At 62.8% G+C, this 22,737-nt stretch carries 22 protein-coding genes; 9 read left to right on the forward strand and 13 right to left on the reverse strand.

Annotation, left to right across the window (positions count from 1 at the left end; all coding sequences use genetic code 11):
- Nucleotides 1-29 precede the first annotated feature (29 nt).
- Nucleotides 30-554, forward strand: coding sequence for a superoxide dismutase family protein (locus ACXJKE_RS04105; protein WP_457279286.1), 525 nt, complete (start codon nucleotides 30-32; stop codon nucleotides 552-554).
- 145 nt (nucleotides 555-699) lie between these two features.
- Here ACXJKE_RS04105 and ACXJKE_RS04110 read toward each other — a convergent pair whose 3' ends face one another.
- From ACXJKE_RS04110 to ACXJKE_RS04125, 4 genes are all read right to left on the reverse strand, one after another.
- Complete coding sequence (locus ACXJKE_RS04110) at nucleotides 700-1,248, reverse strand: nucleotidyltransferase family protein (protein WP_457279287.1); 549 nt, start codon at nucleotides 1,246-1,248, stop codon at nucleotides 700-702.
- Nucleotides 1,248-3,542 (reverse strand): molybdopterin cofactor-binding domain-containing protein, encoded by a 2,295-nt coding sequence (locus ACXJKE_RS04115; protein WP_457279288.1) that lies wholly within the window; start codon nucleotides 3,540-3,542, stop codon nucleotides 1,248-1,250. The genes ACXJKE_RS04110 and ACXJKE_RS04115 overlap by 1 nt, the downstream gene beginning before the upstream one ends.
- A gap of 23 nt (nucleotides 3,543-3,565) precedes the next feature.
- A complete protein-coding gene (locus ACXJKE_RS04120) occupies nucleotides 3,566-4,024 on the reverse strand; it encodes a (2Fe-2S)-binding protein (RefSeq protein WP_457279289.1) in 459 nt (152 codons plus the stop codon).
- Nucleotides 4,025-4,182: 158 nt separating this feature from the next.
- Complete coding sequence (locus tag ACXJKE_RS04125; RefSeq protein ID WP_457279290.1) at nucleotides 4,183-4,755, reverse strand: TetR/AcrR family transcriptional regulator; 573 nt, start codon at nucleotides 4,753-4,755, stop codon at nucleotides 4,183-4,185.
- Between the two features lie 113 nt (nucleotides 4,756-4,868).
- Here ACXJKE_RS04125 and pdxH point away from each other — a divergent pair, with 113 nt between their 5' ends.
- Together pdxH and ACXJKE_RS04135 are read left to right on the forward strand one after the other, a co-directional pair.
- Nucleotides 4,869-5,519, forward strand: coding sequence for a pyridoxamine 5'-phosphate oxidase (gene pdxH / locus ACXJKE_RS04130; protein ID WP_457279291.1), 651 nt, complete (start codon nucleotides 4,869-4,871; stop codon nucleotides 5,517-5,519).
- A 7-nt stretch (nucleotides 5,520-5,526) separates the two neighbouring features.
- The gene (locus tag ACXJKE_RS04135; RefSeq protein ID WP_457279292.1) at nucleotides 5,527-5,880 is read left to right on the forward strand and encodes a hypothetical protein; all 354 of its coding nucleotides are present in this window, start codon (nucleotides 5,527-5,529) and stop codon (nucleotides 5,878-5,880) included.
- Between the two features lie 20 nt (nucleotides 5,881-5,900).
- On the opposite strand, the gene folK is transcribed toward ACXJKE_RS04135, so the two are convergent.
- Genes folK through ACXJKE_RS04160 form a run of 5 tightly spaced genes read right to left on the reverse strand, consistent with a single transcriptional unit; the run spans nucleotide 5,901 to nucleotide 10,542 of the window.
- A complete protein-coding gene (folK, locus tag ACXJKE_RS04140) occupies nucleotides 5,901-6,401 on the reverse strand; it encodes a 2-amino-4-hydroxy-6-hydroxymethyldihydropteridine diphosphokinase (RefSeq protein WP_457279293.1) in 501 nt (166 codons plus the stop codon).
- Nucleotides 6,402-6,408: 7 nt separating this feature from the next.
- Nucleotides 6,409-8,043, reverse strand: a complete 1,635-nt coding sequence (gene pcnB, locus ACXJKE_RS04145; RefSeq protein WP_457279294.1) for a polynucleotide adenylyltransferase PcnB — start codon at nucleotides 8,041-8,043, stop codon at nucleotides 6,409-6,411.
- 6 nt (nucleotides 8,044-8,049) lie between these two features.
- Complete coding sequence (locus ACXJKE_RS04150; protein ID WP_457279295.1) at nucleotides 8,050-8,727, reverse strand: HAD family hydrolase; 678 nt, start codon at nucleotides 8,725-8,727, stop codon at nucleotides 8,050-8,052.
- A gap of 17 nt (nucleotides 8,728-8,744) precedes the next feature.
- Nucleotides 8,745-9,431, reverse strand: a complete 687-nt coding sequence (hda, locus tag ACXJKE_RS04155) for a DnaA regulatory inactivator Hda (RefSeq protein ID WP_457279795.1) — start codon at nucleotides 9,429-9,431, stop codon at nucleotides 8,745-8,747.
- 34 nt (nucleotides 9,432-9,465) lie between these two features.
- Complete coding sequence (locus ACXJKE_RS04160) at nucleotides 9,466-10,542, reverse strand: AI-2E family transporter (protein ID WP_457279296.1); 1,077 nt, start codon at nucleotides 10,540-10,542, stop codon at nucleotides 9,466-9,468.
- A gap of 179 nt (nucleotides 10,543-10,721) precedes the next feature.
- On the opposite strand from ACXJKE_RS04160, the gene purM reads away from it, so the two are divergent.
- Nucleotides 10,722-11,762 carry a phosphoribosylformylglycinamidine cyclo-ligase gene (purM, locus tag ACXJKE_RS04165; RefSeq protein ID WP_457279297.1) on the forward strand — a complete coding sequence of 347 codons (1,041 nt, stop codon included), beginning with the start codon at nucleotides 10,722-10,724 and terminating at the stop codon, nucleotides 11,760-11,762.
- A gap of 169 nt (nucleotides 11,763-11,931) precedes the next feature.
- Complete coding sequence (locus ACXJKE_RS04170) at nucleotides 11,932-12,909, forward strand: division plane positioning ATPase MipZ (protein ID WP_457279298.1); 978 nt, start codon at nucleotides 11,932-11,934, stop codon at nucleotides 12,907-12,909.
- Nucleotides 12,910-12,935: 26 nt separating this feature from the next.
- Here the strand turns inward: ACXJKE_RS04170 and metE are convergent, their stop codons facing one another.
- Nucleotides 12,936-15,284 (reverse strand): 5-methyltetrahydropteroyltriglutamate--homocysteine S-methyltransferase, encoded by a 2,349-nt coding sequence (metE, locus tag ACXJKE_RS04175; protein WP_457279299.1) that lies wholly within the window; start codon nucleotides 15,282-15,284, stop codon nucleotides 12,936-12,938.
- 145 nt (nucleotides 15,285-15,429) lie between these two features.
- On the opposite strand from metE, the gene ACXJKE_RS04180 reads away from it, so the two are divergent.
- The gene (locus tag ACXJKE_RS04180; RefSeq protein WP_457279300.1) at nucleotides 15,430-16,353 is read left to right on the forward strand and encodes a LysR substrate-binding domain-containing protein; all 924 of its coding nucleotides are present in this window, start codon (nucleotides 15,430-15,432) and stop codon (nucleotides 16,351-16,353) included.
- Nucleotides 16,354-16,447: 94 nt separating this feature from the next.
- On the opposite strand, the gene ACXJKE_RS04185 is transcribed toward ACXJKE_RS04180, so the two are convergent.
- On the reverse strand, nucleotides 16,448-17,299 hold the full coding sequence (locus tag ACXJKE_RS04185; protein ID WP_457279301.1) for a SirB1 family protein: 852 nt from the start codon (nucleotides 17,297-17,299) through the stop codon (nucleotides 16,448-16,450).
- A gap of 74 nt (nucleotides 17,300-17,373) precedes the next feature.
- Nucleotides 17,374-18,939 (reverse strand): murein biosynthesis integral membrane protein MurJ, encoded by a 1,566-nt coding sequence (gene murJ, locus ACXJKE_RS04190; protein ID WP_457279302.1) that lies wholly within the window; start codon nucleotides 18,937-18,939, stop codon nucleotides 17,374-17,376.
- Nucleotides 18,940-19,269: 330 nt separating this feature from the next.
- Between murJ and rpsT the strand changes: the two genes are divergently transcribed.
- Nucleotides 19,270-19,581 carry a 30S ribosomal protein S20 gene (rpsT, locus tag ACXJKE_RS04195; RefSeq protein WP_007864125.1) on the forward strand — a complete coding sequence of 104 codons (312 nt, stop codon included), beginning with the start codon at nucleotides 19,270-19,272 and terminating at the stop codon, nucleotides 19,579-19,581.
- A gap of 127 nt (nucleotides 19,582-19,708) precedes the next feature.
- Here the strand turns inward: rpsT and ACXJKE_RS04200 are convergent, their stop codons facing one another.
- Complete coding sequence (locus ACXJKE_RS04200) at nucleotides 19,709-20,029, reverse strand: DUF3579 domain-containing protein (protein WP_411885285.1); 321 nt, start codon at nucleotides 20,027-20,029, stop codon at nucleotides 19,709-19,711.
- A gap of 271 nt (nucleotides 20,030-20,300) precedes the next feature.
- On the opposite strand from ACXJKE_RS04200, the gene ACXJKE_RS04205 reads away from it, so the two are divergent.
- Both ACXJKE_RS04205 and argF read left to right on the forward strand, forming a co-directional pair.
- The gene (locus tag ACXJKE_RS04205; RefSeq protein WP_457279303.1) at nucleotides 20,301-21,518 is read left to right on the forward strand and encodes an acetylornithine/succinylornithine family transaminase; all 1,218 of its coding nucleotides are present in this window, start codon (nucleotides 20,301-20,303) and stop codon (nucleotides 21,516-21,518) included.
- A gap of 98 nt (nucleotides 21,519-21,616) precedes the next feature.
- On the forward strand, nucleotides 21,617-22,528 hold the full coding sequence (argF, locus tag ACXJKE_RS04210; protein WP_457279796.1) for an ornithine carbamoyltransferase: 912 nt from the start codon (nucleotides 21,617-21,619) through the stop codon (nucleotides 22,526-22,528).
- Nucleotides 22,529-22,737: the final 209 nt, after the last annotated feature.

Consider the following 22,737-nt stretch of genomic DNA (forward strand, 5'->3'; position numbering starts at 1 on the left):
ACTGAATCAACCATCAGGAGACCTGCATCATGAAATACCACCTGGCACCACTCGCCACCGCCCTTGTCGCCGCCTTTGTACTGGCCGCCTGCGCCTCATCCATGAGCGGCCCGCGCGCCGTGGCCCAGCTGCAAAGCACCACCGGCAATACCGCCTCCGGCACCGTCAGCTTCGTGCAGAGCGGCGACAAGGTGCTGGTCTCAGGCGAGATACGCGGCCTCAAGCCCAATGCCGAGCACGGCTTTCATGTGCATGAAAAAGGTGACTGCTCCAGCGGTGACGGCATGAGCGCAGGCGGGCACTTCAACCCCACCGGCCAGCAGCATGGTAGCCATGCCGACATGGCCCACCACACCGGCGACCTGCCCAGCCTGAAAGCCGATGCCAGCGGCGTCGCGAAATTCAGCTTTGAATCAAAGACCCTTTCGGTCGGCAGCGGCACAACCGATATTGTGGGCAAGGGCTTGATCGTTCACCGCGACCCCGACGATTACAAGACCCAGCCCACCGGCAATTCCGGGCCAAGGCTGGCTTGCGCGGTGATTAGAAGCTAGCCCCCACGTTCGCTCGCTTCGCGTAGCTCTCTGCCCCCCGAGGGGGCGCTGCGCCTGCGGCCCGGCAAAGCCGGTTCCGCGGCCCCGGCTTGGATGAGCCCGCCACGGTGGTTCGCCGTCTCTCGGGCTGGCGTTTACTTCGCAATCAGCGCGTGGAGAGTCGTTCCTCAGCCCGGCGCAAATCGTCCAGCGTGTCGATGTCGGTGACTGTGCCTTCATCGGCCACGCCCATGAATGCTACAGAATTGATAGCTGCTTGCGCACGTACTACGGGCGCTGCACCCTGATTTCCCTTTAAATCCAGCAAGGCATCGCGGCACGCGGCCGAAAACCCGACCGGGTGGCCGCGCGTGCCCCTGAACACCGGCACCACCACCGCGTGCTGCGCCAGCGCGTCGGCCACTGCCTGCAGCGTGGCGGCCTGCACCATCGGCAAATCACCCGGCAAAATCAACCAGCCCGCAGCTTCGGGCGTGGCCCGCACGGCGGCCGCGATGCAGTCGCCCATGCCAGGGTGGCCGGCATCTTCCAGGTGCCAGGGCAAGCCGCTGGCAGCCACGGCGTCCAGCGTGTGCTGCAGCACCGGCTTGCCGGCCAGCAGCGCCTGCAGCTTGTGCGTGCCGCCACCCGACGCGGCAAAGCGCTCACCCCGGCCTGAGGCCAGCACCAGCACCGTGGGCTTGCCGCCTGCCATCACGCCAGCTTGAAGGGCAGCTCGCGCGGCGCCGGCTTGCCTGTGAGCTTGGCGATCGCATTGGCAAAGGCGGGGGCCAACGGCGGCAGGCCGGGCTCGCCCAGACCCGTGGGCGCATCGGCGCTAGGCACGATGAAGACGGCAACCGTCGGCATGTCGGTGATACGCGGCACGGGAAAGTCGCCGAAGTTGCTTTGCTCGACCACACCGTCCTTGAGCGTGATGGCCGCACCCGGCAGGCACATCGACAAACCCATCAGCGCCGCGCCCTGTACCTGCGCTTCAATGCTGGTCGGGTTGATGGCGAGGTTGCAATGCACGCCTGCAGTGATGCCGTGCAGCACCGGCGTGTTGTCCTTGACGGATGCCTCGACCACATAAGCCACCACGGTGTTGAACGACTCATGCACCGCCACGCCCCAGGCGCGCCCGGCGGGCAAAGTGCGTTTGCCGTAACCGGATTTGTCGACCGCCAGCTGCAGCGCGGCCGCGTGGCGCGGGTGCTTGCTGCCAAACTGCTTCATGCGCCAGGCCACAGGGTCTTGCCCGCTGCTGCGCGCGACTTCGTCAATCAACGTTTCCATGACGTACGCCGTGTGGGTAGAACCCACGCTGCGCCACCAGAGCACCGGCACATTGAGTTTGGGGTGATGTACGGACAGCCGCATCGGGATATCGTAAGGCTCCTTCATGCCTTCAACCATGGTGCCGTCCACACCATCCTTGACCATAAAACCTTCAAACGGCGTCCCGCCGACGATGGACTGGCCGACGATGACGTGGTCCCAACCCAGGATCTCGCCCTTGTCGTTAAAGCCGATCTCGGCGCGGTGCACATGCATGGGACGGTAGTAGCCACCCTTGATGTCGTCCTCGCGGCTCCACAGTGTGCGCACCGCGGCCGTCAGCCCGGCGCCACGTGCGGCCCTGGCGACATTGCAGGCTTCCACCACGTAATCACTGGTGGCAATCGCGCGCCGGCCAAAGCCGCCGCCGGCCATCTGCACGTTCATCTTGACGTTTTGCGGCGCCACGCCCAGCGCCTTGGAGGCGGCCAGCGCGTCCAGCCCCGGCATCTGCGTGCCCAGCCAGAGTTCGGCTTTCGCGTCCGCGCCCTGCCCGCTCAGCTGCACCGTGCAATTGAGCGGCTCCATGGGTGCGTGAGCCAGGTAAGGAAAGACAAACTCGGCGCTGATCTTCCTGGGTGCTGACGCCAGCTTGCTGATGTCGTCCTTGTATTTGAGTGCGCCGGTTTTCTGCGCCAGCGCGCGGTAGCTGGCCAGTTGCTGCACGCTGTCGACCTTCTCGACGCCGCTGGTGTCCCACTCGACCTTGAGCGCGTCGCGGCCCTGCTTGGCGGCCCAGTAGCCCTCGGCCACCACCGCCACGCCCTCGCCGCCGCGGTCCAGCGGCACGCGCAGCACGGCCTTCACGCCGGGAACGGCTTTGGCCGCGGTATCGTCCAGCGACTTGAGCTTGCCGGCAAACACCGGCGGATGCGCCACCACGGCTGTCAGCATGCCGGGCAGGCGCACGTCGATGCCGTAGCTTTGGCCGCCGGTGGATTTGGCACGGGCATCGAGCCGGCCCGTGGGCTTGCCGATGATGCGGAACTGTTTCGGATCCTTGAGCGTGACGGCCTCCGGCACCGGCAGCTTCATGGCCGCTTCGGCCAGCTCACCGTACGTCAGGCGCTTGCCGCCGGGGCCAATCACCACGCCTTGCTGCGTGCGCAGGCTGCTTGCATCAACCCCCCATTGCTGCGCGGCGGCCGAGACCAGCATGGCGCGGGTGCGCGCGCCCAGCTCGCGGTACTGCGTGTAGGAGTTTTTGATCGAGCCCGAGCCGCCCGTGAGGTGCATGCCGAAAGCCGGATCCACATAAGCCGGGTCGGCATTGCCGTGCTGGCTTTTGACCAAAGCCCAGTCAGCATCCAGCTCTTCCGCCAGGATCATCGGCAAGCCGGTCTGAACGCCCTGCCCGAAGTCGAGCCGGTTGATGGTGACGGTCACCGTACCGTCCTTGTCGATACGCACAAAGGCCGAGGGCTGCTGGGTCGGCTTGAGGCTGGATGCCGCCGGTGCACCCGCTGTGGCCATGGTTTGCGCTTGCGTCAGCATCGGAAAAGCGCCGAGTGCAAAGCCACCGGCGGTTGCAACCTTGAGGAAACTGCGGCGAGGCAGTTCAGCATCTGCTATGGTTTTGGTAGCTGCTTGCGCTTTATGCATAAGGGCTTGAAGGCCTTTTGGCAGTTGAGCGGCGATGTCGAAGGTGTCTGTGGCGTTGGAATACATGGTGTTCTCCTTCTTTAAACCAGTTAAGCCAGTGCCTGGGCGGCGTCTTTGATGGCAGCGCGAATGCGCACATAGGTGCCGCAGCGGCAGATATTGCCGGCCATGGCGCCGTCGATGTCGGCATCGCTCGGTTTGGCGTTGGACTTGAGCAAGGCGGTGGCGCTCATCACCTGGCCGCTCTGGCAATAGCCGCACTGCGCCACGTCATGTTTGACCCAGGCGTCCTGCACGGCTTTGCCGACGCGGTCGGTGGCAACCGCTTCGATGGTGGTGATCTTCTGGCCGGCAGCGGCAGAAATCGGCGTGATGCACGAGCGTATGGCCGCGCCGTTGAGATGCACGGTACACGCGCCGCACAGCGCCGCACCGCAGCCGAACTTCGTACCTGTCATGCCCAGCGTGTCACGCAGGGCCCAGAGAATAGGGGTGGATTGGTCGGCGTTGACGGATACGTCCTTGCCGTTGATGTTGAGGGTGGGCATCGTGGAACTCCTTGCGGTTTTTGTTAGTGGGAAATCAAAAGGGAGAAAAAAAGGGAGGCTACTTGTCGAATTTATATTCGCTTAAATCAGGGTTTTATCCGTAAAAACTTGGGCATGCAGAAATGAGGGGTATTGCCTTTCAGAGGCGTTTCAAAGATTCAGGCCTTGATGGCGTCCCAACACAGGGTAAAAGCCGCCTGGTGCACCGCCTCGTCGTCGGGCAGCACCTGGGTGCGTATCAGGTTGGCAGTTTCCCGCACCGAGCCCACCAGGGTGGCCGTTAACAACGGCAAGGGCACAGGCTTGAAAATCTCCTGCTTCTGGCCCTCCTCGATCAATGCAAAGAAGCTCGCCGCCAGTCGGGTCGACAACTCGCGGTTGCCCTGCGTGAACCAGGGAGAGTTGTAATACTGCTCCTGGAACACGACCTCGGCATAACGCTCCAGCCGGTGCCGCAGCAGGTTGCCCCAGAGTCGGCGCACACGGCTGCGCAATGGAGTCCCGGGTATGACACCATCCATCAGGCGCTGCATGGTGGCGGTTTTGGCTTCTTCATAGAGCTGGCTGATCAGCTCGTCCTTGGACGGGTAATAGACGTACAGCGTGCTGGTGGCGATGCCGGCCGTGCGGGCAATGTCGGCCATGGTCAGGCCGCTCAGGCCGGTCTGGGCCACCAGGTTGAAGGTGGCCTCGGCGATCGCTCGCTGCTTTTCGTCGTCTTTGGGTTTCATGGAAGGGTGTGAATATAAACGAATATTAATTCGGTATCAAGCCCGCCCTCTACCGAGGTCTACCGAGGTCTACCGCAGGCAAGGACATGGCCTCTGCGGGCACAATCAGAGCCATGAGCCAGCCTACCCTCTCCATTGCCGACCTACGCAAAAGCTACGAACGCGCCGAACTCAACGAAGACGCATCAGCCGCAGACCCGCTCCAGCAATTCGACCAGTGGCTGAAAGAAGCCATCGCCGCCGAAGTGCCCGAGCCCAACGCGATGACACTGGCCACCGTGGCCAGCAACCTGCGCCCCTCTACCCGCATCGTGCTGATCAAGGGCTACGACGAGCACGGCATCACCTGGTTTACAAACTACGACAGCCGCAAGGGCCAGGAACTGGCCGGCAACCCGTATGCGGCATTGCAATTTCACTGGACAGAGCTTGAACGCGTGGTTCGCATTGAAGGCGTCGTGGAAAAAGTCTCCGCCGAAGAAAGCGACGCCTACTTCAGCAGCCGCCCCCTCGACTCCCGCATAGGCGCCTGGGCCAGCCCACAAAGCGAAGTGATTTCAGGGCGCAGCGTGCTGGTGACGAATGCCGCCAAATACGGGGCCAAATTTTTGCTGCAGCCCCCGCGCCCGCCGCACTGGGGCGGCTATCGGCTGAAGCCGGACAACTGGCAGTTCTGGCAAGGCCGCAAGAGCCGCTTGCATGACCGGCTGCGGTACACGCTCCAGGATGACGCGACCTGGCTGCGCGAACGGCTGGCGCCCTAAGGCTGAAATGAAGTGGATCGCAAAGGGGTTTCTTGTCGCGGCCGTCGGAGCTGGAGTGTTTGCTCTGTATACCCTCCTGCAGACTTTTCTTCACGGCGGCCCCTTCAGCGGCCTGCTCCTATGGGTTGCAACTTCCGGGTGTTTTGGGTTTCTCGTGGGCGGCATTCTTGCATTCGACCCAGAGTCCCCATGCAAGGTCAAAGAGAATTCATTCGCGCGCACTCTTATCGGTGCTGCCTCAGGCGCAGCTCTAACCCTCCTTTGGAACTGGTCTGGCGATGCGTTAATGCTGACCGCTCTGCTCGGCGCCATTCTTGGATACATGGGAATGATTTGGGCCAAATATCTCCAGTATCTGTAAATGTCAAAGCATCTACCTGGCTAGGTGCTGTCAGTTAGGTGGTCCAGCCGCGTTATGGACTGATGCGCCACTGTCGCCAACTGCTCTGCACTGACCAATTCAGGCGCAATCTCCGCCAGTGGCACCAGCACAAAAGCCCGCTGCATCATGCGCGGATGTGGCACCGTGAGATGTTCTGATTCGATGCGTGCGCTGCCGTAGAGCAACAAGTCCAAGTCGAGTGTGCGGGGCGCGTTGCGGTACGGCCTTTCGCGGCCGGCCTCTTGCTCGATCTGCTGCAAGTGGCTCAGCAAGTCGGGAGCGGTCAAACCGGTTTCGAGTTCGACGACGGCATTGAGGTAATCACCACCGGGCGCTGAAGCTTCTGCTCCTGAGTCGGTATCCAGCGGCGCTGTTTTATAGAGGCTGGAAGATTGGCGGACCTGCGTGAGCGGCAGCTGGCCTATCGCCTGAACGGCCAACCGCAGTGCCGCCGCAGCATCGCCGAGGTTGGCGCCAAGGGCAATGTAGGCGCAAACCATGCGGCCCTCAAGCGTTGGGCGTGCTGTCCGATGAAGGCGACGAAGAAGCCTCGCCACCCGCGCCTTCAGCTCCGCCTGCCCCACCGCGGTTGGCCGGCTTGCGGCGGCGGCGGCGTTTTTTCGGGGCTGCGGCATCACCCTGTTCTGCGAAGGTTTCGGGTGCGTCGCCATCCGCATCGCGGGGGGTGGCACTGCGCGGAGCCTGGGCCTCGCCTTCAGGCCGTTTGACGCGAACCCGAGGCGCCTGCGGTTTGTTCTGCTGCGCCTGGCGCGCCTCTTCAATCATGGCGTGGCGCTCGTCGTCGTAGGCGGTGCTGAATTTCTCCCACCACTCGGCGAGCTCCATTTCGATCTCGCCGGTCTGCGCGCGGAGGCGCAAAAAGTCAAAGCCGGCGCGAAAGCGCGGTTGGTCGAGCAACGAATACGGTGCGCTGCCCGTGCGTTTTTCAAAGCGCGGCTGCATGGTCCAGATCTCGCGCATGTCGGTGCCCAGCTTGCCGCGGCCCGAGACATCGCCGATCTTGGCGTTGAAGGCATCGTCAATCGCATCCTGCAGCGCGGGCATGAGGTGCTCGCCGCGCTTTTTGCGCCGTTCCCAGCCCTCACGCACATCAAACCACAGCACGCACGACAGCAAAAAGCTGGGCGCCACCGGTTTGCCTTCGCCGACGCGTCGGTCGGTGTCTTGCAAGGCGAGCTTCAGAAAAGGTTCGTCAGCGTTTTCCACCACCACATCAAGCAGCGGATAAATGCCGGTGCCGAGGCCCAGGAACTTGAGCTGCGCGATGCTGGCCAGCGCATGGCCAGTCTGCAGCAGCTTGAGCATTTCGTCGAAGAGGCGCGACTGCGGCACGTCGGCCAGTAAGCCTTTCATCTCGCGTAGCGGGGCAACGGTTTTGTCTTCAAACTTGAAGCCCAAGGCGCTGAGCTTGGCGGCAAAACGCACGGCGCGGATGATGCGCACCGGGTCTTCGCGGTAGCGCACGGCCGGGTTGCCGATCATGCGGATGATCTTCTTCTTCGCGTCCTTGATGCCGTTGTGATAGTCGACCACCACCTGCGTCTCGGGGTCGTAGTACATCGCGTTGATGGTGAAGTCGCGGCGCGCGGCGTCTTGCTCGATAGGGCCCCAGACGTTGTCGCGCAGCACTCGGCCCGACGCATCGACCGCATGCTTCATGCCGGCGAGTTCGCTTTTGCTGGTGCGCTCGTTGCCGCCGACCTGCTCGGCCAGGCTGCTGTCAAGGTGCGCGCGGAAGGTCGAGACCTCGATCACTTCATGCTCACGCCCGCGGCCGTAGATGACATGCACGATGCGAAAGCGCCGCCCGATGATGAAGGCGCGGCGAAACAGCGACTTGACCTGCTCGGGCGTGGCGTCTGTGGCAACGTCAAAATCCTTGGGGCGCAGGCCGACCAGCAGGTCACGCACCGCACCGCCGACGATATAGGCCTCGTAGCCGGCGTCCTTGAGGGTGCGCACAACGTCCATGGCGCGGTCGTCCACCAGCGAGACATCAATGCCGTGTTCCTTGACGGTGACATCCTGGCGCTGACCGAAAGGTGATTTTTTGACCCGCTTGGCGCCGGGATCTGTGCTGTCTGATTTGCCAAACAGCTTGTCGATAAATTTTTTGATCATGGATAACTAGATAAACAGGTCAAGTATGCGCCATCCACGCTCTGCCGCCAGGGCCCGCAGGCGGGCGTCCGGGTTGGTGGCGACGGGGTGGGTTGCCTTCTCCAGCAGGGCAATATCGTTCATGGAGTCGGTGTAAAACGTGGTTTCCACGTCGTTCCAGCCGAGGTTTCGGGCCGCCAGCCATTGTTCCACGCGGGTGACCTTGCCTTCGCGCGCCGAGGGCGTGCCGCTGATCTCGCCGGTCACCCAGCCGTCGGCGTCGCGCTCCAGCTCGACCGCGATCAGCTCTTTCACCCCGAAAGCGTCGGCGATGGGCCGCGTGACGAACTCGTTGGTGGCAGTGACGATGACCAGTTCATCGCCCGCGGCCCTGTGGCCATCGACCAGCGCCAGCGCCTGTTTTGTGATGGCTTTTTGCACCACGTCCCGCATGAAACTTGCGTGACCCGCTCCTGAATTGATAGCACCCTGCTTGCGGATGGCTTCAGTGGCAAAGCGCACGTATTCGTGGATGTCGAGCGTGCCGGCGCGGTAGTGCTCAAAAAATTCATTGTTGCGGCGCTTGAACTCGGTGCTGTCGCACCAGCCCAGCGCAATGGTGAATTCGCCCCATTCGTAGTCGGAATCGATGGGGATCAGCGTGTGATCCAGGTCAAATAAAGCAATCTTGCGGGAAGCAGTCATTTCGCAGTCACAGTCACTTATTCGCTCTCCAGCATCGATTTGATCAAGGGAATCGTGATAGCCCGTTTGGTTTGCAGGGCGTATGCATCCAGTTGGTCAAGCAGCTGCATCAGGCTGCCCAGGTCGCGCGAAAAGCGGGTCAGCATGAAATCCATGGCCTCGTCGCTCAAAAACACGCCCCGCGCATCGGCCTCGCGCCGCAGCACGGCGCGCCGCTCGGGTTCGGTCAGGGCCTGCAGGGCAAACACATGGCCCCAGCCCAGCCGGGTGCGCAGGTCTTCGCGCAGCGCCAGGTCGGCCGGCGGCATCTGGCCGGCGGCCAGCACCCAGCGCGGACGTCCGTCGGGCGCGCTGAGCGCGTTGACAAACCAGTTGAAGGCCGCCTGCTGCTGCACCGCGGTGTAGAGATGGCAGTCGTCCAGGATGACGGCCGCCCAGGATTCGTTGAACTCGGGCGGCTCCAGCATGGAGGCGTCCATCCAGCCGCTGGCAGCACCCTGCTCGCGCAGCGCTTCGCGCACGGCTTTCAGCAAATGCGTTTTGCCGCTGGCGGCCTCACCCCAGAGGTAGGTTGGCACCGGCGATCGCAGCGTGTTGCCGGCCCACAGTTCCAGGTGCCGGAGCGCGGCTTCGTTCGGCCCGCCAAAAAAATTGGCGAACGACGGGGCTGAAGCCAGCCCGATGTCCAGCGCAATCTGTTTCATGCCCGCCATGCGTTCATCCTGACCCTGTTCAGCCTTAGCCGGCCTTGTTGTAAAGCCGGCTGGCCATATAGCTGGCTTTAATGCGGCGTATGCCCACCAGCAGCACCGCGCTGGCCGGCAGCGCCACCAGCACACCGACAAAGCCGAACATCTGGCCGAAAGCCAGCAAGGCAAAGATCACCGCCAGCGGATGCAGGCCGATGCGCTCGCCCACCAGCCGCGGCGTGAGGTACAGGCTTTCCACCAGTTGCCCGATGCCGTAGACCACGGCGACCATGACGAGCGCCTTGAGCGAAGCGAATTCCAGCAGGCCGGCCAGCACCGCCAGCATCAGGCCCAGGCCAAAGCCCAGGTAAGGGATGAACATCGCCAGGCCCGTGAAAACGCCGATGGGCAGGGCCAGATCCAGACCGAACAGCGCCAGCCCCACCGCATAAAACACCGCCATGATCAGCATGACCAGCAGCTGGCCGCGCAGGTATTGACCCAGCACCGAGTCGGCTTCGTCAGTGAAGCTGTCAAAACCCGCGCGCAGGTGCGGCGGCACCAGTTCAAGCACACGGGCAACAAATTTATCCCAGTCCATCAGCAGGTAAAACAGCGCCACCGGAATCAGCACGGCATTGCCGATGATGGCCAGCGCCACGCTGCCGCCCAGCTTGAGTGACGACATCAGCGAGCCGAACAGGTCTTCAAAATTGGCATTGAGGTACTTGAGCACAAAGGCCTTGATGCTGCCGACGTCCAGCGCGACATGGATGCCGAACTGCGCCAGCCATGGCGCCAGGCTGGTGTTGAGCCTGTCGGCCAGCAGCGGCACCTGCTCGCGCAGCACAGGCAGCTCCTTGGCCATGATGGGCACAATCAGCAAAAAGAGGCCGAACAGCGCCACGATGAAGAGGAACTCCACCAGCACCACCGCCACCACGCGCGGCAGGCGGCCCTTGCCCATGTCATCCAGCCGGTTCACGAGCGGCGTCAACGCATAGGCCAGCACGGCTGCAATGACAAAGGGCGCCAGCACCGGCCCCAGCAGCCACAGCGCCAGGATGACCAGCGCGGCGATGGCGCACCAGGCGGTGGCGCGTTTTTGGGTGGTGGTGAATTGCATACAGCCTTGGGTTGAGCTTGCCGGAAGGAACGTCGGAAAAAGTCCCTGGAAAGGCCCGAAAGGCGCCTGATGGGCAGCCTTTAGAATCTCAGGCTGAATTCTATCGGGCTTGCAGGCCGCCTCCGGGCTGCAAATCCGCCTTCTGACCGCCTGCCCTCCCACTGCATCAAAGCCGACACATGACCACCTCCTCCACTTCCCCCCTGAGCTACAAAGACGCAGGCGTCGACATCGACGCAGGTGACGCGCTGGTCGAACGCATCAAGCCGCTGGCCAAAAAGACCATGCGGGAAGGCGTTTTGGCGGGTATTGGCGGTTTTGGCGCCCTGTTTGAGGTGCCCAAGCGCTACAAGGAGCCCGTGCTGGTCAGCGGCACCGACGGCGTGGGCACCAAGCTCAAGCTGGCCTTTGAATGGCAGATGCACGACACCGTGGGCATCGACCTGGTGGCCATGAGCGTCAACGACGTGCTGGTGCAAGGCGCCGAACCGCTGTTTTTCCTCGATTATTTCGCCTGCGGCAAGCTCGACGTGGACACGGCTGCTGCCGTGGTCGGCGGCATCGCCAAGGGCTGTGAGCTGAGCGGCTGCGCCCTCATTGGCGGCGAGACCGCCGAAATGCCCGGCATGTACCCGTCTGGCGAATATGACCTGGCCGGCTTTGCTGTCGGCGCGGTTGAGAAATCCAAAATCCTGACCGGCAAGGATGTGAAGCCCGGCGACGTGGTGCTGGGCCTGGCCAGTAGCGGTGTGCATTCCAACGGTTTCAGCCTGGTGCGCAAGTGCATTGAACGCGCCGGCGCTGCGGCTCCGGCAAAGCTTGACGGCAAGCCCTTCAAGCAGGCCCTGATGGAGCCCACCCGCCTGTACGTCAAGAACGTGCTGGCCGCGCTTGCTGCGCATCCCATCAAGGCCTTGGCCCACATCACTGGCGGCGGCTTGCTCGAAAACATTCCGCGCGTGCTGCCCGAAGGCACGGCCGCCCATCTCAAAAAGGGCAGCTGGCCACAAACCGAGCTGTTTGCCTGGCTGCAGAAAACCGCCGGTATCGACGACTTCGAGATGAACCGCACCTTCAACAACGGCATCGGCATGGTCGTGGTGGTGGACGCCGCCAATGCGCAAGCCACCGCCAAAACCCTGCGTGACGCCGGCGAGCAGGTGTACGAGATCGGTGTGATCGCGCCCAAGGGCGACGGCGCCGCCGTCACCGTCGGCTAAGCCCGCCGCAACCGCCCTCTCGCGCCCCACGACCTGGGGCTGCCCTCTCCTTCGGCCGGGCCGTTTTGCTACAAAAACACTAGCTGCGTGCGCCCATGGCGCTTGGGGTCACTGGACTTTTCGTTAGTTATGTATCAAACTGTTCCATCGATCCGTCTTTGGAGCAGTCATGCCGGTTATCGCAGTCGTCAACCGCAAGGGAGGCAGTGGCAAGAGCACGCTGGCCGCGCACATCGCCGCCTGGTGCGCGCGCAATGGCAGCTCGGTCATGCTGGGCGATGTAGACCGCCAGCAGTCGGCGCGAAGCTGGCTCAAGCGCCGGGACCCCGCGCTGCCCGCCATCGCGCCCTGGGCCGTCGACCAGAAAAACATGCTGCGTGTGCCCACCGGCATCACGCACGTGGTGCTTGACACGCCGGGCGGCATGCACGGCTTTGAGCTGGCGCGCGTGGTGATGTTTGCCGATGTCATCGTCATGCCGGTGTGCAATTCGATGTTTGACCGTGAATCGGCCGCGCAGTGCCACGCCGAGCTGATGGCCATGCCGCGCGTGGCCAGCGGCCGCTGCCGGCTCGCCACGGTGGGCATGCGCATCGACGGACGCACCAGTGCCGCAAAAACGCTGCAGGCGTGGTCTGAAAGCCTGGGCATGCCTTTCCTGGGTGCCCTGCGCGAAACCCAGTTGTATGTACGCAGCCTGGAGCGCGGCATGACGATATTTGACCTGCCGGCCAGCGCCGCAACGCAAGACCTGCAGCAGTGGCAACCGATTCTGGAGTGGCTGCGCCCCACGTTGTATCCGCCGCAAGCCGCCAACGACGCGCCCGAAAGGGGGCACGCGACGGTGCCGGCCAAAGCCCCGGTCCGGATGATCGCGCCCCTGCCTTCGACCGCCGCAACGCTGGGTGCCCGGCTGCTCAACCCACCGCCCGCAGCCAAAGCCGCGTCCGCGCGCCTGGGCAGCTCGCTCCCCAACAGCCTCATGCCCGCGCAGGAATCCCTGGTGCATGGCGCGCGCATGTCCGCACAAAGCACCGCACGCGCAGTCGGCCGGCCTGTGCAGGTCAGCACGGCGCCGGCCATGTCGCGCAATGTGGACTCTCCTGACGGCATGCAGATTCCGCATTTCCTCAAGCGCGGCACCTGATTCGCCCTCCCTCCGGGCGCACCGCGTCAGGAAGCCGCCAGTTCCTTGCGCACTTCTTGCGCGGCCCGCACCATGTTGCCGAGCGCCGCTTCGGTTTCCGGCCAGCCCCGCGTTTTCAGCCCGCAGTCGGGATTGATCCAGAGGTTTTCCGCCGGGATCACGCTGGCGGCCTTTCGCAGCAAGCGCACCATGGCGTCCACGCTGGGAACGCGCGGTGAATGGATGTCATACACGCCCGGCCCGATTTCATTGGGATACCTGAAGGCGCCAAAGCCGCGCAGCAGTTCCATGTCGGAACGGCTGGTCTCGATGGTGATCACGTCGGCGTCCATTGCGGCGATTTCCGGCAGGATGTCGTTGAATTCGGCGTAGCACATGTGGGTGTGGATTTGCGTCTCGTCGCGCACACCCGAGGCACTGATGCGAAAAGCCCGCGTGGCGGTGCGCAGGTACGCGGCCCAGCTCGCACGGCGCAGCGGCAATCCTTCGCGAATGGCCGGCTCGTCGATCTGGACGATGCCGATGCCGGCCCTCTCAAGGTCCACCACCTCGTCGCGTATGGCCCAGGCGATCTGCTCGCAGGTCAGGCTGCGCGGCTGGTCGTCGCGCACAAAGGACCATTGCAGGATGGTGACGGGGCCGGTCAGCATGCCTTTCATCGGCAGCTTCGTCAGGCTCTGCGCATGGGCCGTCCATTCGACCGTCATGGGCGCAGGCCTGGCCACGTCGCCGAAGATCACCGGCGGCTTGACGCAGCGCGAGCCGTAGGACTGCACCCAGCCGTTGGCGGTGAAGGCAAAGCCGTCAAGCTGCTCGCCGAAGTACTCCACCATGTCGTTGCGCTCGGCTTCCCCATGCACCAGGACGTCAAGGCCCAGTGCCTCCTGCTTGCGTACGGCCAGCGCAATCTCGGCCTCCATCTTTTCACGGTAGCCCGCCGCGCCGAGTTCGCCGCGTTTGAACGCTGCGCGCGCAGCGCGGATCTCCGGCGTCTGCGGGAACGAGCCGATGGTGGTGGTGGGCAGCGGCGGCAGCGCAAGGCGGGCGCGCTGCAGGACCTGGCGCACCGGAAAAGGTGAGCTGCGGCAATCGTCGCCTGCAACGCTGCGTGCAAGACGCAATGCCACGTCGGCCCGGTGCACACGGGGGCTGCGCCGGCGCGCCGCAACGGCCGCGCGGGCTGAAGCGAGCTCCCTGGCAACCAGAGACTCTTCTCCCGTGAACGCCGCGCGCAACATGCGCAGCTCGCCCAGTTTCTCCACAGCAAAGGCGAGCCAGGCGCGCAGTTCCGCATCCAGCGCGTTCTCGGCTGCAAGGCTGAAAGGCACGTGCAGCAGCGAGCAGGATGGCGCGATCCAGAGTTCGCCCTGGTGCCTGGCAGTCACCGCGCGCAGCTTTGCCAGCGCCGCGTCCGGGTCTGTGCGCCAGATGTTGCGGCCGTCCACAATGCCCACCGACAGCACCTTGTGCGCAGGCAGCCAGTCGGCCACCCCCACCAGTTCCTCGGGCGCACGCACCGCATCGACATGCAAGCCCGCCACCGGCAGCTGGCAAGCCAGCCTCAGGTTGTCGGCCAGCGGCGAAAAGTAGGTGGCCAGCAGCAGCTGGGGTGCGTTGCGGGCAAGCTGCGAATAGCTGCGCTCAAAGGCGTAGCGCCACTGCTCGGGCAAATCCAGGCCCAGGATGGGCTCGTCCATCTGCACCCACTCCACACCTTGCGCCTTCAGCCGCCCGAGAATCTGCGCATACACCGGCAATAGTTTGTCGAGCAGGCTGAAGCGGTCAAAGCCGGGCTCTTCGCCGCCTGTCTTTTCCTTGCCAAGCCACAGAAAGCTCAGTGGCCCGAGCAGCACCGCCTTGACCCGGTGGCCGGCGCCCTGGGCCTGCGCCACTTCATCGAAGAGGCGCTCCGAAGCAAGGCTGAATTGCGTCCCTGCATTGAATTCGGGCACCAGGTAGTGGTAATTGGTGTCAAACCATTTGGTCATTTCCAGCGCGAAGCTGCCGCCGCCCGCCTTGCCATCCGCGCACGCACAGTCGGCACTGTGTGTATGGTCGCTGTGCGCATTCACGCCGCGCGCCATGGAGAAGTAGCGGCTGAGGGCAGACTCCCGGCCGGTGAAGCCAAAGCGCGCCGGTTCGCAACCCAGCATCTGGATGTGATTGGCCACGTGGTCGTAAAAAGCGAAGTCGCCTACCGTGACAAAGTCCAGCCCGGCTTCTTTCTGCACGGCCCAGTGCTGCTCGCGCAGGCCGGCTCCGGTGGCTTCCAGTGCAGCCAGGTCAATCTCGCCGCGCCAGTGTTTTTCGAGCGCGAATTTCAGTTCCCGGTTCGCGCCCATGCGCGGAAAACCCAGGGTATGTGTGTGGACCATCCAGTTATCTCCCAATGCAAATCAATCACAGAAGAACGCATGGTCGGCCAGATTCAACTATTATTCAAACGAAAGATATTGCCTTTCAATATGAAAATAATTGATTCACCGATTAATCTACTGATCGATCTGCAGGGAATAACTGATGAGCCCGTCCATCCTTGAACTGCGCCACCTGCGCACACTGACCGCCCTGCGCGACAGCGGCAGCCTGGTGCGCGCGGCGCAATTGCTCAACCTCACGCAGTCGGCACTCTCGCATCAGGTCAAGCTGCTCGAAGAGCGCTACGCCACGCCGCTGTTCGAGCGCAAGTCCGTACCCCCGCAGTTCAGCACCACGGGCCTCAGGCTGCTGGCGCTGGCCGACGCGGTGCTGTCGCAAGTCGAGGAAGCCGAGCGGGATGTGGCGCGGCTGGCCACAGGGCGTTCAGGCCAGTTGCGCATCGCTGTGGAATGCCACACCTGTTTTGACTGGCTGATGCCGGCCATGGATTCGTTTCGCTCACGCTGGCCCGAGGTGGAACTGGACATTGTTTCGGGCTTTCACCCCGACCCGATTGCACTCGTGCTGCAGGACCGCGCCGACATCGCCATCGTCTCGGAAGAAGACGCCAGCGAAGCCGTGGATTTCCACCCGCTGTTCCGCTTTGAAATCATGGCGCTGCTGGCGAATGAGCATGCGCTGACGGCGAAAACGCATCTCACGGCCAGGGACTTCGCCAACGAAACCCTGATCACCTACCCGGTACCCGACGAAATGCTCGACGTGGTGCGCCAGGTGCTGGAGCCGGCCGGCGTCAGGCCTGCGCGCCGTACCACCGAGCTGACGATTGCCATGCTGCAACTGGTGGCCAGTGGCCGCGGCATCGCCGCCCTGCCCAAATGGGCCGTGCAAAGTTATCTGGACCGGGGTTACGTGACCGCAAGGCCGGTGGGCAAAAAGGGCCTGACGGGACGCCTCTATGTTGCGTGCACGCAAGCCATGTCAGGCCGGCCCTGGCTGGAAGACTTTGTGGCGATCACACGAGAAAGCTGCTTTCTCACGCTCAGCGAGATCGAACTTCTTTGAGAGAAAGTGGCCGTAGCGCGCTTCTGACAAGCGCAAGCAGCTATCAAATCAATAGCAAATAGCCGCAGAAAAACCAGGGAGATGGCAGAGCGACTCAGTGACGGCTCTGGCGCAGCTGGGTCAGCCGTTCGGCCATGGTGTCGATGTCAAGCGCGTCTTCGGCGTTGGCAAGATAGATTTCCAGGTCGGCAATGGCACGCTCGGGCTCGCCATGCGCGGCCCAGGCCAGACCGCGGTCGCGGTATTCGGTCCATGCTTCGGGCTGCAGAACGATCAGGCGGTCCTGCACGGGAATCAGGCGCTGCCAGTCTTCCTGTGTCTTGTGGATTTCCTTGAGATTGCGCAGCATGCGGCTGATGATTTCGCGCGGCGGCGCCGACTGCAGGTACAGGCCCATCGGCACCTCAAATTCTTCGTCGGCACTGCTGCGTTGCCGGAAAGGCTCCAGCCGCTCGGACAACTCTTCCCGGCTGAGCGACTGGCCGCTGAACGGATCAATCACAACCTGGCCTTTGGGCAGGTTGACCTTCACCATGAAATGCCCGGGAAAGGCCACGCCGCGCGCGTTCAGGCCCAAGCCCAGGGCCAGCTCAAGCCATAGCACCGCCAGCGTGATGGGAATGCCGCGGCGTGTGCGCAGCACGGCATTCAGGTAGCTGTTGTCGGGATCGTAGTAATCATTGACGTTGCCGCCAAAGTTCAGGTCGTGAAAAAAGAACTGGTTCAGTGCCCGCAGGCGCTGCAGCGCGGGAGCGTCGGCAGGCAGGCGGCGCTTGAGGCGGGCCAGCAACTGGTCTACGTCGCCCAGCACCTGCTGCACGTCAAGGTCGGGGTATTCGTCCTGCGCCAGGCTGACGGCGGCCTCCAGCAGGGGGAAATGCTCGTCGCTTTCCACAAGGCTGGAGAAATACTGCAATGGAGACGGTACGGTCAGATTTAATTGCATACCCTACTGTCTCATAAACCGGCGCAAAAAGGGAATCAAGGAATGCCCTTGAAGAGTCTGAAAAAGGCGACAGCTCAGTGTTTCAGGAGTTTTCGCACCTTCAGGCCCGATGCCCATAGCGCTATGAAATAAATAGCGCCTGACGCAATCAGGACAAGCGCCAGCAGCCCTATTCTCTCCAGATACTGGCCTTTCAGACCGACCCAGTTCACGGCCCCGGCCGCCCACAGCAGGAAAACCGCCAGCAACGCACTGGCACCCACCACCTGTGCCGAAAACATGCCCCAACCGGGCGCCGGCGTGTAGCTGCCGCGCCGCTTGAGCCCCCACAGCAGCCAGAGCGCATTGATGAGCGCGCCAATACCGATGGCCAGCGCCAGCCCGGCATGTTGCAAAAACGGCACCAGCGCCAGATTGAGCAGCTGTGTCACCACCAGGACGACCACCGCAATGCGCACCGGCGTCTTGATGTCCTGGCTGGCATAAAAACCGGGCGCCAGCACCTTGATGGCCACCAGTCCCAACAGGCCCGCGCCGTAGCCCATCAAGGCCGTGGTGGTCTGCTGCACGTCGCGGTCGGTAAAAGCACCATAGTGATAAAGCGTGGCCACCAGGGGCTGGGCAAACGTCATCAGGGCCACGGCACAGGGAACGGCCAGCAGCACCACAATGCGCAGGCCCCAGTCAAGCATGGCCGAATAGCGCGCCGCATCGCCGGCGGCTTTGGCAGCCGACAGCTGCGGCATCAGCACGACACCGATGGCCACACCCAGCATGGCGGTCGGGAACTCCATCAGGCGGTCGGCATAAGTGAGCCAGCTGACGCTGCCGGGAGTGAGGTGCGAAGCGATCTGCGTATTGATAAGAAGCGAAATTTGCGCCACGCTGACACCCAGCAGGGCCGGCACCATGAGCCGGGTGATGTTTTGGGTGGCCGGATCGGCCCAGGCCGCCTTGATCGCAGAAGGGTTCCAGCCAATGCGCGGCAGCAGCCCCAGCCGGAACAGCGCCGGCACCTGCACCGCCAGTTGAAGGATGCCACCCACCATCACGCCGCCGCCCAGGGCGTAAACCGGCTCGATCCCGTGTGCCTTGAACCAGGGAGCGCCCAACCAGGCCGCCAGAATCATGGAAAGGTTGAGCAATACCGGCGTGGCAGCCGGCACGGCAAACCGGCGCCAGGTGTTGAGCACGCCCGAGGACAGCGCTACCAGCGACATGAAGCCGATGTAAGGAAACATCCAGCGCGTCATGAACACGGCAGCCTCAAAGCCGCGCGCTTCCTGCTTCAGGCCGCTGGCCATGGCCCAGACCAGCACCGGGGCTGCCGCCACGCCGGCCACGCAAGTCAAAAGCAGCGCCCAGGCCAGTAAAGTGGCGACCCGGTCTATCAGCAGTTTGGTCTCGGCTTCGCCGTTTTGGGCCTTAGTGGCCGCCAGCACCGGCACAAAAGCCTGGCTGAAAGCCCCTTCGGCAAACAGCCGCCGGAACAGGTTGGGAATGCGAAATGCCACATTGAAGGCATCCGTCATGGCGCTGGCGCCAAAAGTCGAGGCAATCAGCAGTTCCCGCACCAAACCGGTGATTCGGGAGACCAGGGTCAGAAGGGATACGGTAGAGGCGGATTTGAATAGGGACACCCGTGGAGTTTAGCCTCGGCCTTGCACCGCCCAACCAATGTCAAGCTGGCTTGATACGGTGCCGAAAAATCGGCTCAAAGCGCTGAATCCAGGCATCAAATCGGCTTCAAGCCCTTATAAAACAAGCGAAAATCGCTACCAATTTGATAGCAAATGACTGTCAAACCCCTCTTCACCAGCATGAGCCGTGGAACCGGCTTTGCCGGGCCACAGGCGGGCGGCCCCCTCGGGGGGCAAGGAGTTACACGCAGTGAACGACTGTGGGGGCTATAATCGTGGGCTTTGCTGCAACATCCACAGACTCCTCCCCAGGATTAAAGGAATTTATATATGGCTACCGCCAAACCCAAGAAAAAGAACCCCCGCCTCGCGTCGGGCCGTAAGCGCGTCCGCCAGGACGTCAAACTCAACGCTGCGAACACCTCGCTGCGCTCCAAATACCGCACCGCTGTGAAAAACGTCGAAAAAGCCGTTGCAGCCGGTGACAAAGACAAAGCCAAGGACCTGTTCGCCAAGGCCCAAAGTATTGTGGACACGGTTGCCGACAAGGGCATCTTCCACAAGAACAAGGCAGCGCGCGACAAGAGCCGCCTGTCCGCCAAGGTGAAAGCCCTGGCACTGGCCCCCGCAAAGGCCGCCTGAGTAATCAGGCAAATCGCCCGGACGGCATCTTTCTAACGAAAATACCGTCCGCCGTTTTGTAGGGTGCGCTGCAGCAAAGCAAAAAAGCCGTCGAAAGACGGCTTTTTTGTTGGGCGCTTCGAAAACCTCAGTCTTTGCGCGGGGGATCCGGAATTAAACAGGCTTCGGCCACCTGTAAATCGTTGTCTTTGGCGAAGTTGATGGCGAAGTCCCAGGCCATGGGCTCGGCCTCGCGCAGCTCTGAGTTAACGACCACACACTTGACGCCGTTGATGACGGTGGGCACGCACCAGGGGGAGTAGGTCAGGTGGCTGCCGGGCTGCGGGCCGCCCGGGCGGAAATGACTCATCACGCCGCACAACCTGTCGGCCCAGTCGCTGGGCCGGAAGGTTTTGCCGTCGCGGGTAATACCCTGAATGAAGACTTCTTTGGCGGTGTTGGAGACCATCGGATGGAGGGTTTTTGCGGCGCCTGACGTGGGAAGGGGATCGTATTCACCCCATGCTGCACCGCACAACAATTCTATCTTATTTGCGACTCTTATATAAGACTTGATGCCTGATTTTCAACATCAGGAGGCGCCAGGCGCCTGCATTGCAGTGATGCAGGATCGTCACAAAAGCCCGCAAACTCTGCGCCTAAAATCAGCCCAGGCCCGCTTCACTTGTCGCGGGCCTCCGATTTTCCACACTGTCACAGCCCTTGTTCCGGAGTTCTCCATGACCGCAGCCCTGCCCAAGCACATCGAAGCCGCCTCCCCTCACGTGATGAACACCTATGGCCGCCTGCCCATCGCGCTGGACCACGGCCAGGGCTGCCGCGTCTGGGACGTCAACGGCAAGGCTTACCTCGACGCGCTGGGCGGCATCGCCGTCAACACTCTGGGCCACAACCACCCCAAGCTGGTGCCGGCCCTGCAAGAGCAGATTGCCAAGATCATTCACAGCTCCAATTACTACCATGTGCCGCTGCAGGAAACCCTGGCCGCCAAACTGGTCGAACTGTCGGGCCTGGAAAACGTGTTTTTCTGCTCTACCGGCCTGGAAGCCAACGAAGCCGCGCTCAAGCTGGCGCGCAAGTTCGGCCACGACAAAGGCATTGAGCGCCCGGAAATCGTCGTCTATGAAAAAGCCTTCCACGGCCGCAGCATCGCCACCCTGAGCGCCACCGGCAACCCCAAGGTGCAGGCCGGCTTCGGCCCGCTGGTCGAAGGCTTTATCCGGGTACCGCTGAACAACATCGACGCGCTGAAAGCCGCCACCGCCAACAACCCCAACGTGGTCGCGGTGTTTTTTGAAGCCATCCAGGGCGAAGGCGGCATCAACAGCATGAAGGACGACTACCTGCGCGAAGTGCGGGCCCTCTGCGACGAGCGCGACTGGCTGCTGATGATCGACGAGGTGCAGTGCGGCATGGGCCGCACCGGCAAATGGTTTGCCCACCAATGGTCGGGCATCAAGCCTGACGTGATGCCGCTGGCCAAAGGCCTGGGTTCCGGTGTGCCGATTGGCGCGGTGGTGGCCGGCCCCAAAGCCGCCCACATCTTTGGCCCCGGCAACCACGGCACCACGTTCGGCGGCAACCCGCTCGCCATGCGCGCCGGTGTGGAAACCCTGCGTATCATGGAAGAAGAAGGCCTGCTGGCCAATGCGGTAAAGGTGGGCGAACACCTGCGCGCGGCGCTGGCTCGCGAACTCGCCGGTGAAAAGGGCCTGAAAGAAATCCGCGGCCGCGGCCTGATGCTGGGCATTGAGCTCACGGTGCCCTGCGGCGAACTTCTCGCCCGCGCCGCCGAAAACGGCTTGCTGCTGAGCGTGACCGCCGACACCGTGATCCGCATGGTGCCTTCACTGATCATGACCACGGCCGAGGCCGACGAAGCGGTGGCCATCCTGGTTCCGCTGATCAAGCAGCTTTTGAAAGAAAAATCAGCATGACCGCAACGAAAGAATTTTCCGCCGGGCCGCCCCAAGGAAAATTAGCCCCCTCGGGGGGCAGCGCAGCACACGCAGTGGCAAGCGTGGGGGCTCCTTTAGTGCGGCATTACCTGCAGTTCAGTGACCTGAACGCGGCCGAATACGCCTACTTGTTTGAGCGTGCCGCCATCATCAAGAAGAAATTCAAGACCTACGAAAAACACCAGCCACTGGTCGACCGCACGCTGGCGATGATTTTCGAAAAGGCCTCGACGCGTACGCGCGTGAGCTTTGAAGCCGGCATGTACCAACTGGGCGGCAGCGTGGTGCACCTGACCACCGGCGACAGCCAGCTGGGCCGCGCCGAGCCGATTGAAGACAGCGCCAAGGTCATCAGCCGCATGGTCGACCTGGTGATGATCCGCACCTTCGAGCAGACCAAGATCGACCGCTTCGCCGAGCACTCGCGCGTGCCGGTCATCAACGGCCTGACCAACGAATTCCATCCCTGCCAGATCCTGGCCGACATCTTCACCTACATCGAGCACCGCGGCTCCATCAAAGGCAAGACAGTGGCCTGGGTGGGCGACGGCAACAACATGGCCAATACCTGGCTGCAGGCCAGCGAAATCCTCGGCTTCAAGGTGCACGTGAGCACCCCGGGCGGCTACGAGGTTGACCAGTCCATCGCGGGCATCCGTTCGGCCGAAAGCTACAAAGTCTTCAAGGACCCGATGCAAGCCTGCGCCGGCGCCGACCTGGTCACCACCGACGTATGGACCAGCATGGGCTATGAGGCCGAAAACGAAGCACGCAAGAAAGCTTTCGCCGACTGGTGCGTGGACGCCGAGATGATGGCCGCGGCCAAGCCCGATGCGCTTTTCATGCACTGCCTGCCTGCCCACCGCGGCGAAGAAGTCGAAGCCGACGTGATCGACGGCCCGCAGTCCGTGGTCTGGGATGAGGCTGAAAACAGGATGCACGCACAAAAGGCACTCATGGAGTTCCTTTTGCTCGGGCAGCTCGCGTAACACGCGAGTGCAGGCGCAAAGCGCCGGTAGCCTGTTTCGGTGCAGGCTCATGTGCGCAAAGCGCACGTGAAGCAACCGCAGGCTGCGTGCCGAAGCCAAAACAGGATGCACGCACAAAAGGCACTCATGGAGTTCCTTTTGCTCGGGCAGCTCGCGTAAACGCTGAGGGATCAACGATAGAGCGTGGGCTCCATCGGCACTGCGAGCCG

This window comes from Polaromonas sp. P5_D5 (genome assembly GCF_054049435.1).

Excerpts from the sequence above, each read along its gene's own strand:
- ACXJKE_RS04105 (WP_457279286.1), top strand. The coding sequence starts at position 30 with ATGAAATACCACCTGGCACCACTCGCCACCGCCCTTGTCGCCGCCTTT.
- ACXJKE_RS04110 (WP_457279287.1), bottom strand. The coding sequence starts at position 1,248 with ATGGCAGGCGGCAAGCCCACGGTGCTGGTGCTGGCCTCAGGCCGGGGT.
- ACXJKE_RS04115 (WP_457279288.1), bottom strand. The coding sequence starts at position 3,542 with ATGTATTCCAACGCCACAGACACCTTCGACATCGCCGCTCAACTGCCA.
- ACXJKE_RS04120 (WP_457279289.1), bottom strand. The coding sequence starts at position 4,024 with ATGCCCACCCTCAACATCAACGGCAAGGACGTATCCGTCAACGCCGAC.
- ACXJKE_RS04125 (WP_457279290.1), bottom strand. The coding sequence starts at position 4,755 with ATGAAACCCAAAGACGACGAAAAGCAGCGAGCGATCGCCGAGGCCACC.
- pdxH (WP_457279291.1), top strand. The coding sequence starts at position 4,869 with ATGAGCCAGCCTACCCTCTCCATTGCCGACCTACGCAAAAGCTACGAA.
- ACXJKE_RS04135 (WP_457279292.1), top strand. The coding sequence starts at position 5,527 with ATGAAGTGGATCGCAAAGGGGTTTCTTGTCGCGGCCGTCGGAGCTGGA.
- folK (WP_457279293.1), bottom strand. The coding sequence starts at position 6,401 with ATGGTTTGCGCCTACATTGCCCTTGGCGCCAACCTCGGCGATGCTGCG.
- pcnB (WP_457279294.1), bottom strand. The coding sequence starts at position 8,043 with ATGATCAAAAAATTTATCGACAAGCTGTTTGGCAAATCAGACAGCACA.
- ACXJKE_RS04150 (WP_457279295.1), bottom strand. The coding sequence starts at position 8,727 with ATGACTGCTTCCCGCAAGATTGCTTTATTTGACCTGGATCACACGCTG.
- hda (WP_457279795.1), bottom strand. The coding sequence starts at position 9,431 with ATGAAACAGATTGCGCTGGACATCGGGCTGGCTTCAGCCCCGTCGTTC.
- ACXJKE_RS04160 (WP_457279296.1), bottom strand. The coding sequence starts at position 10,542 with ATGCAATTCACCACCACCCAAAAACGCGCCACCGCCTGGTGCGCCATC.
- purM (WP_457279297.1), top strand. The coding sequence starts at position 10,722 with ATGACCACCTCCTCCACTTCCCCCCTGAGCTACAAAGACGCAGGCGTC.
- ACXJKE_RS04170 (WP_457279298.1), top strand. The coding sequence starts at position 11,932 with ATGCCGGTTATCGCAGTCGTCAACCGCAAGGGAGGCAGTGGCAAGAGC.
- metE (WP_457279299.1), bottom strand. The coding sequence starts at position 15,284 with ATGGTCCACACACATACCCTGGGTTTTCCGCGCATGGGCGCGAACCGG.
- ACXJKE_RS04180 (WP_457279300.1), top strand. The coding sequence starts at position 15,430 with ATGAGCCCGTCCATCCTTGAACTGCGCCACCTGCGCACACTGACCGCC.
- ACXJKE_RS04185 (WP_457279301.1), bottom strand. The coding sequence starts at position 17,299 with ATGCAATTAAATCTGACCGTACCGTCTCCATTGCAGTATTTCTCCAGC.
- rpsT (WP_007864125.1), top strand. The coding sequence starts at position 19,270 with ATGGCTACCGCCAAACCCAAGAAAAAGAACCCCCGCCTCGCGTCGGGC.
- ACXJKE_RS04200 (WP_411885285.1), bottom strand. The coding sequence starts at position 20,029 with ATGGTCTCCAACACCGCCAAAGAAGTCTTCATTCAGGGTATTACCCGC.
- ACXJKE_RS04205 (WP_457279303.1), top strand. The coding sequence starts at position 20,301 with ATGACCGCAGCCCTGCCCAAGCACATCGAAGCCGCCTCCCCTCACGTG.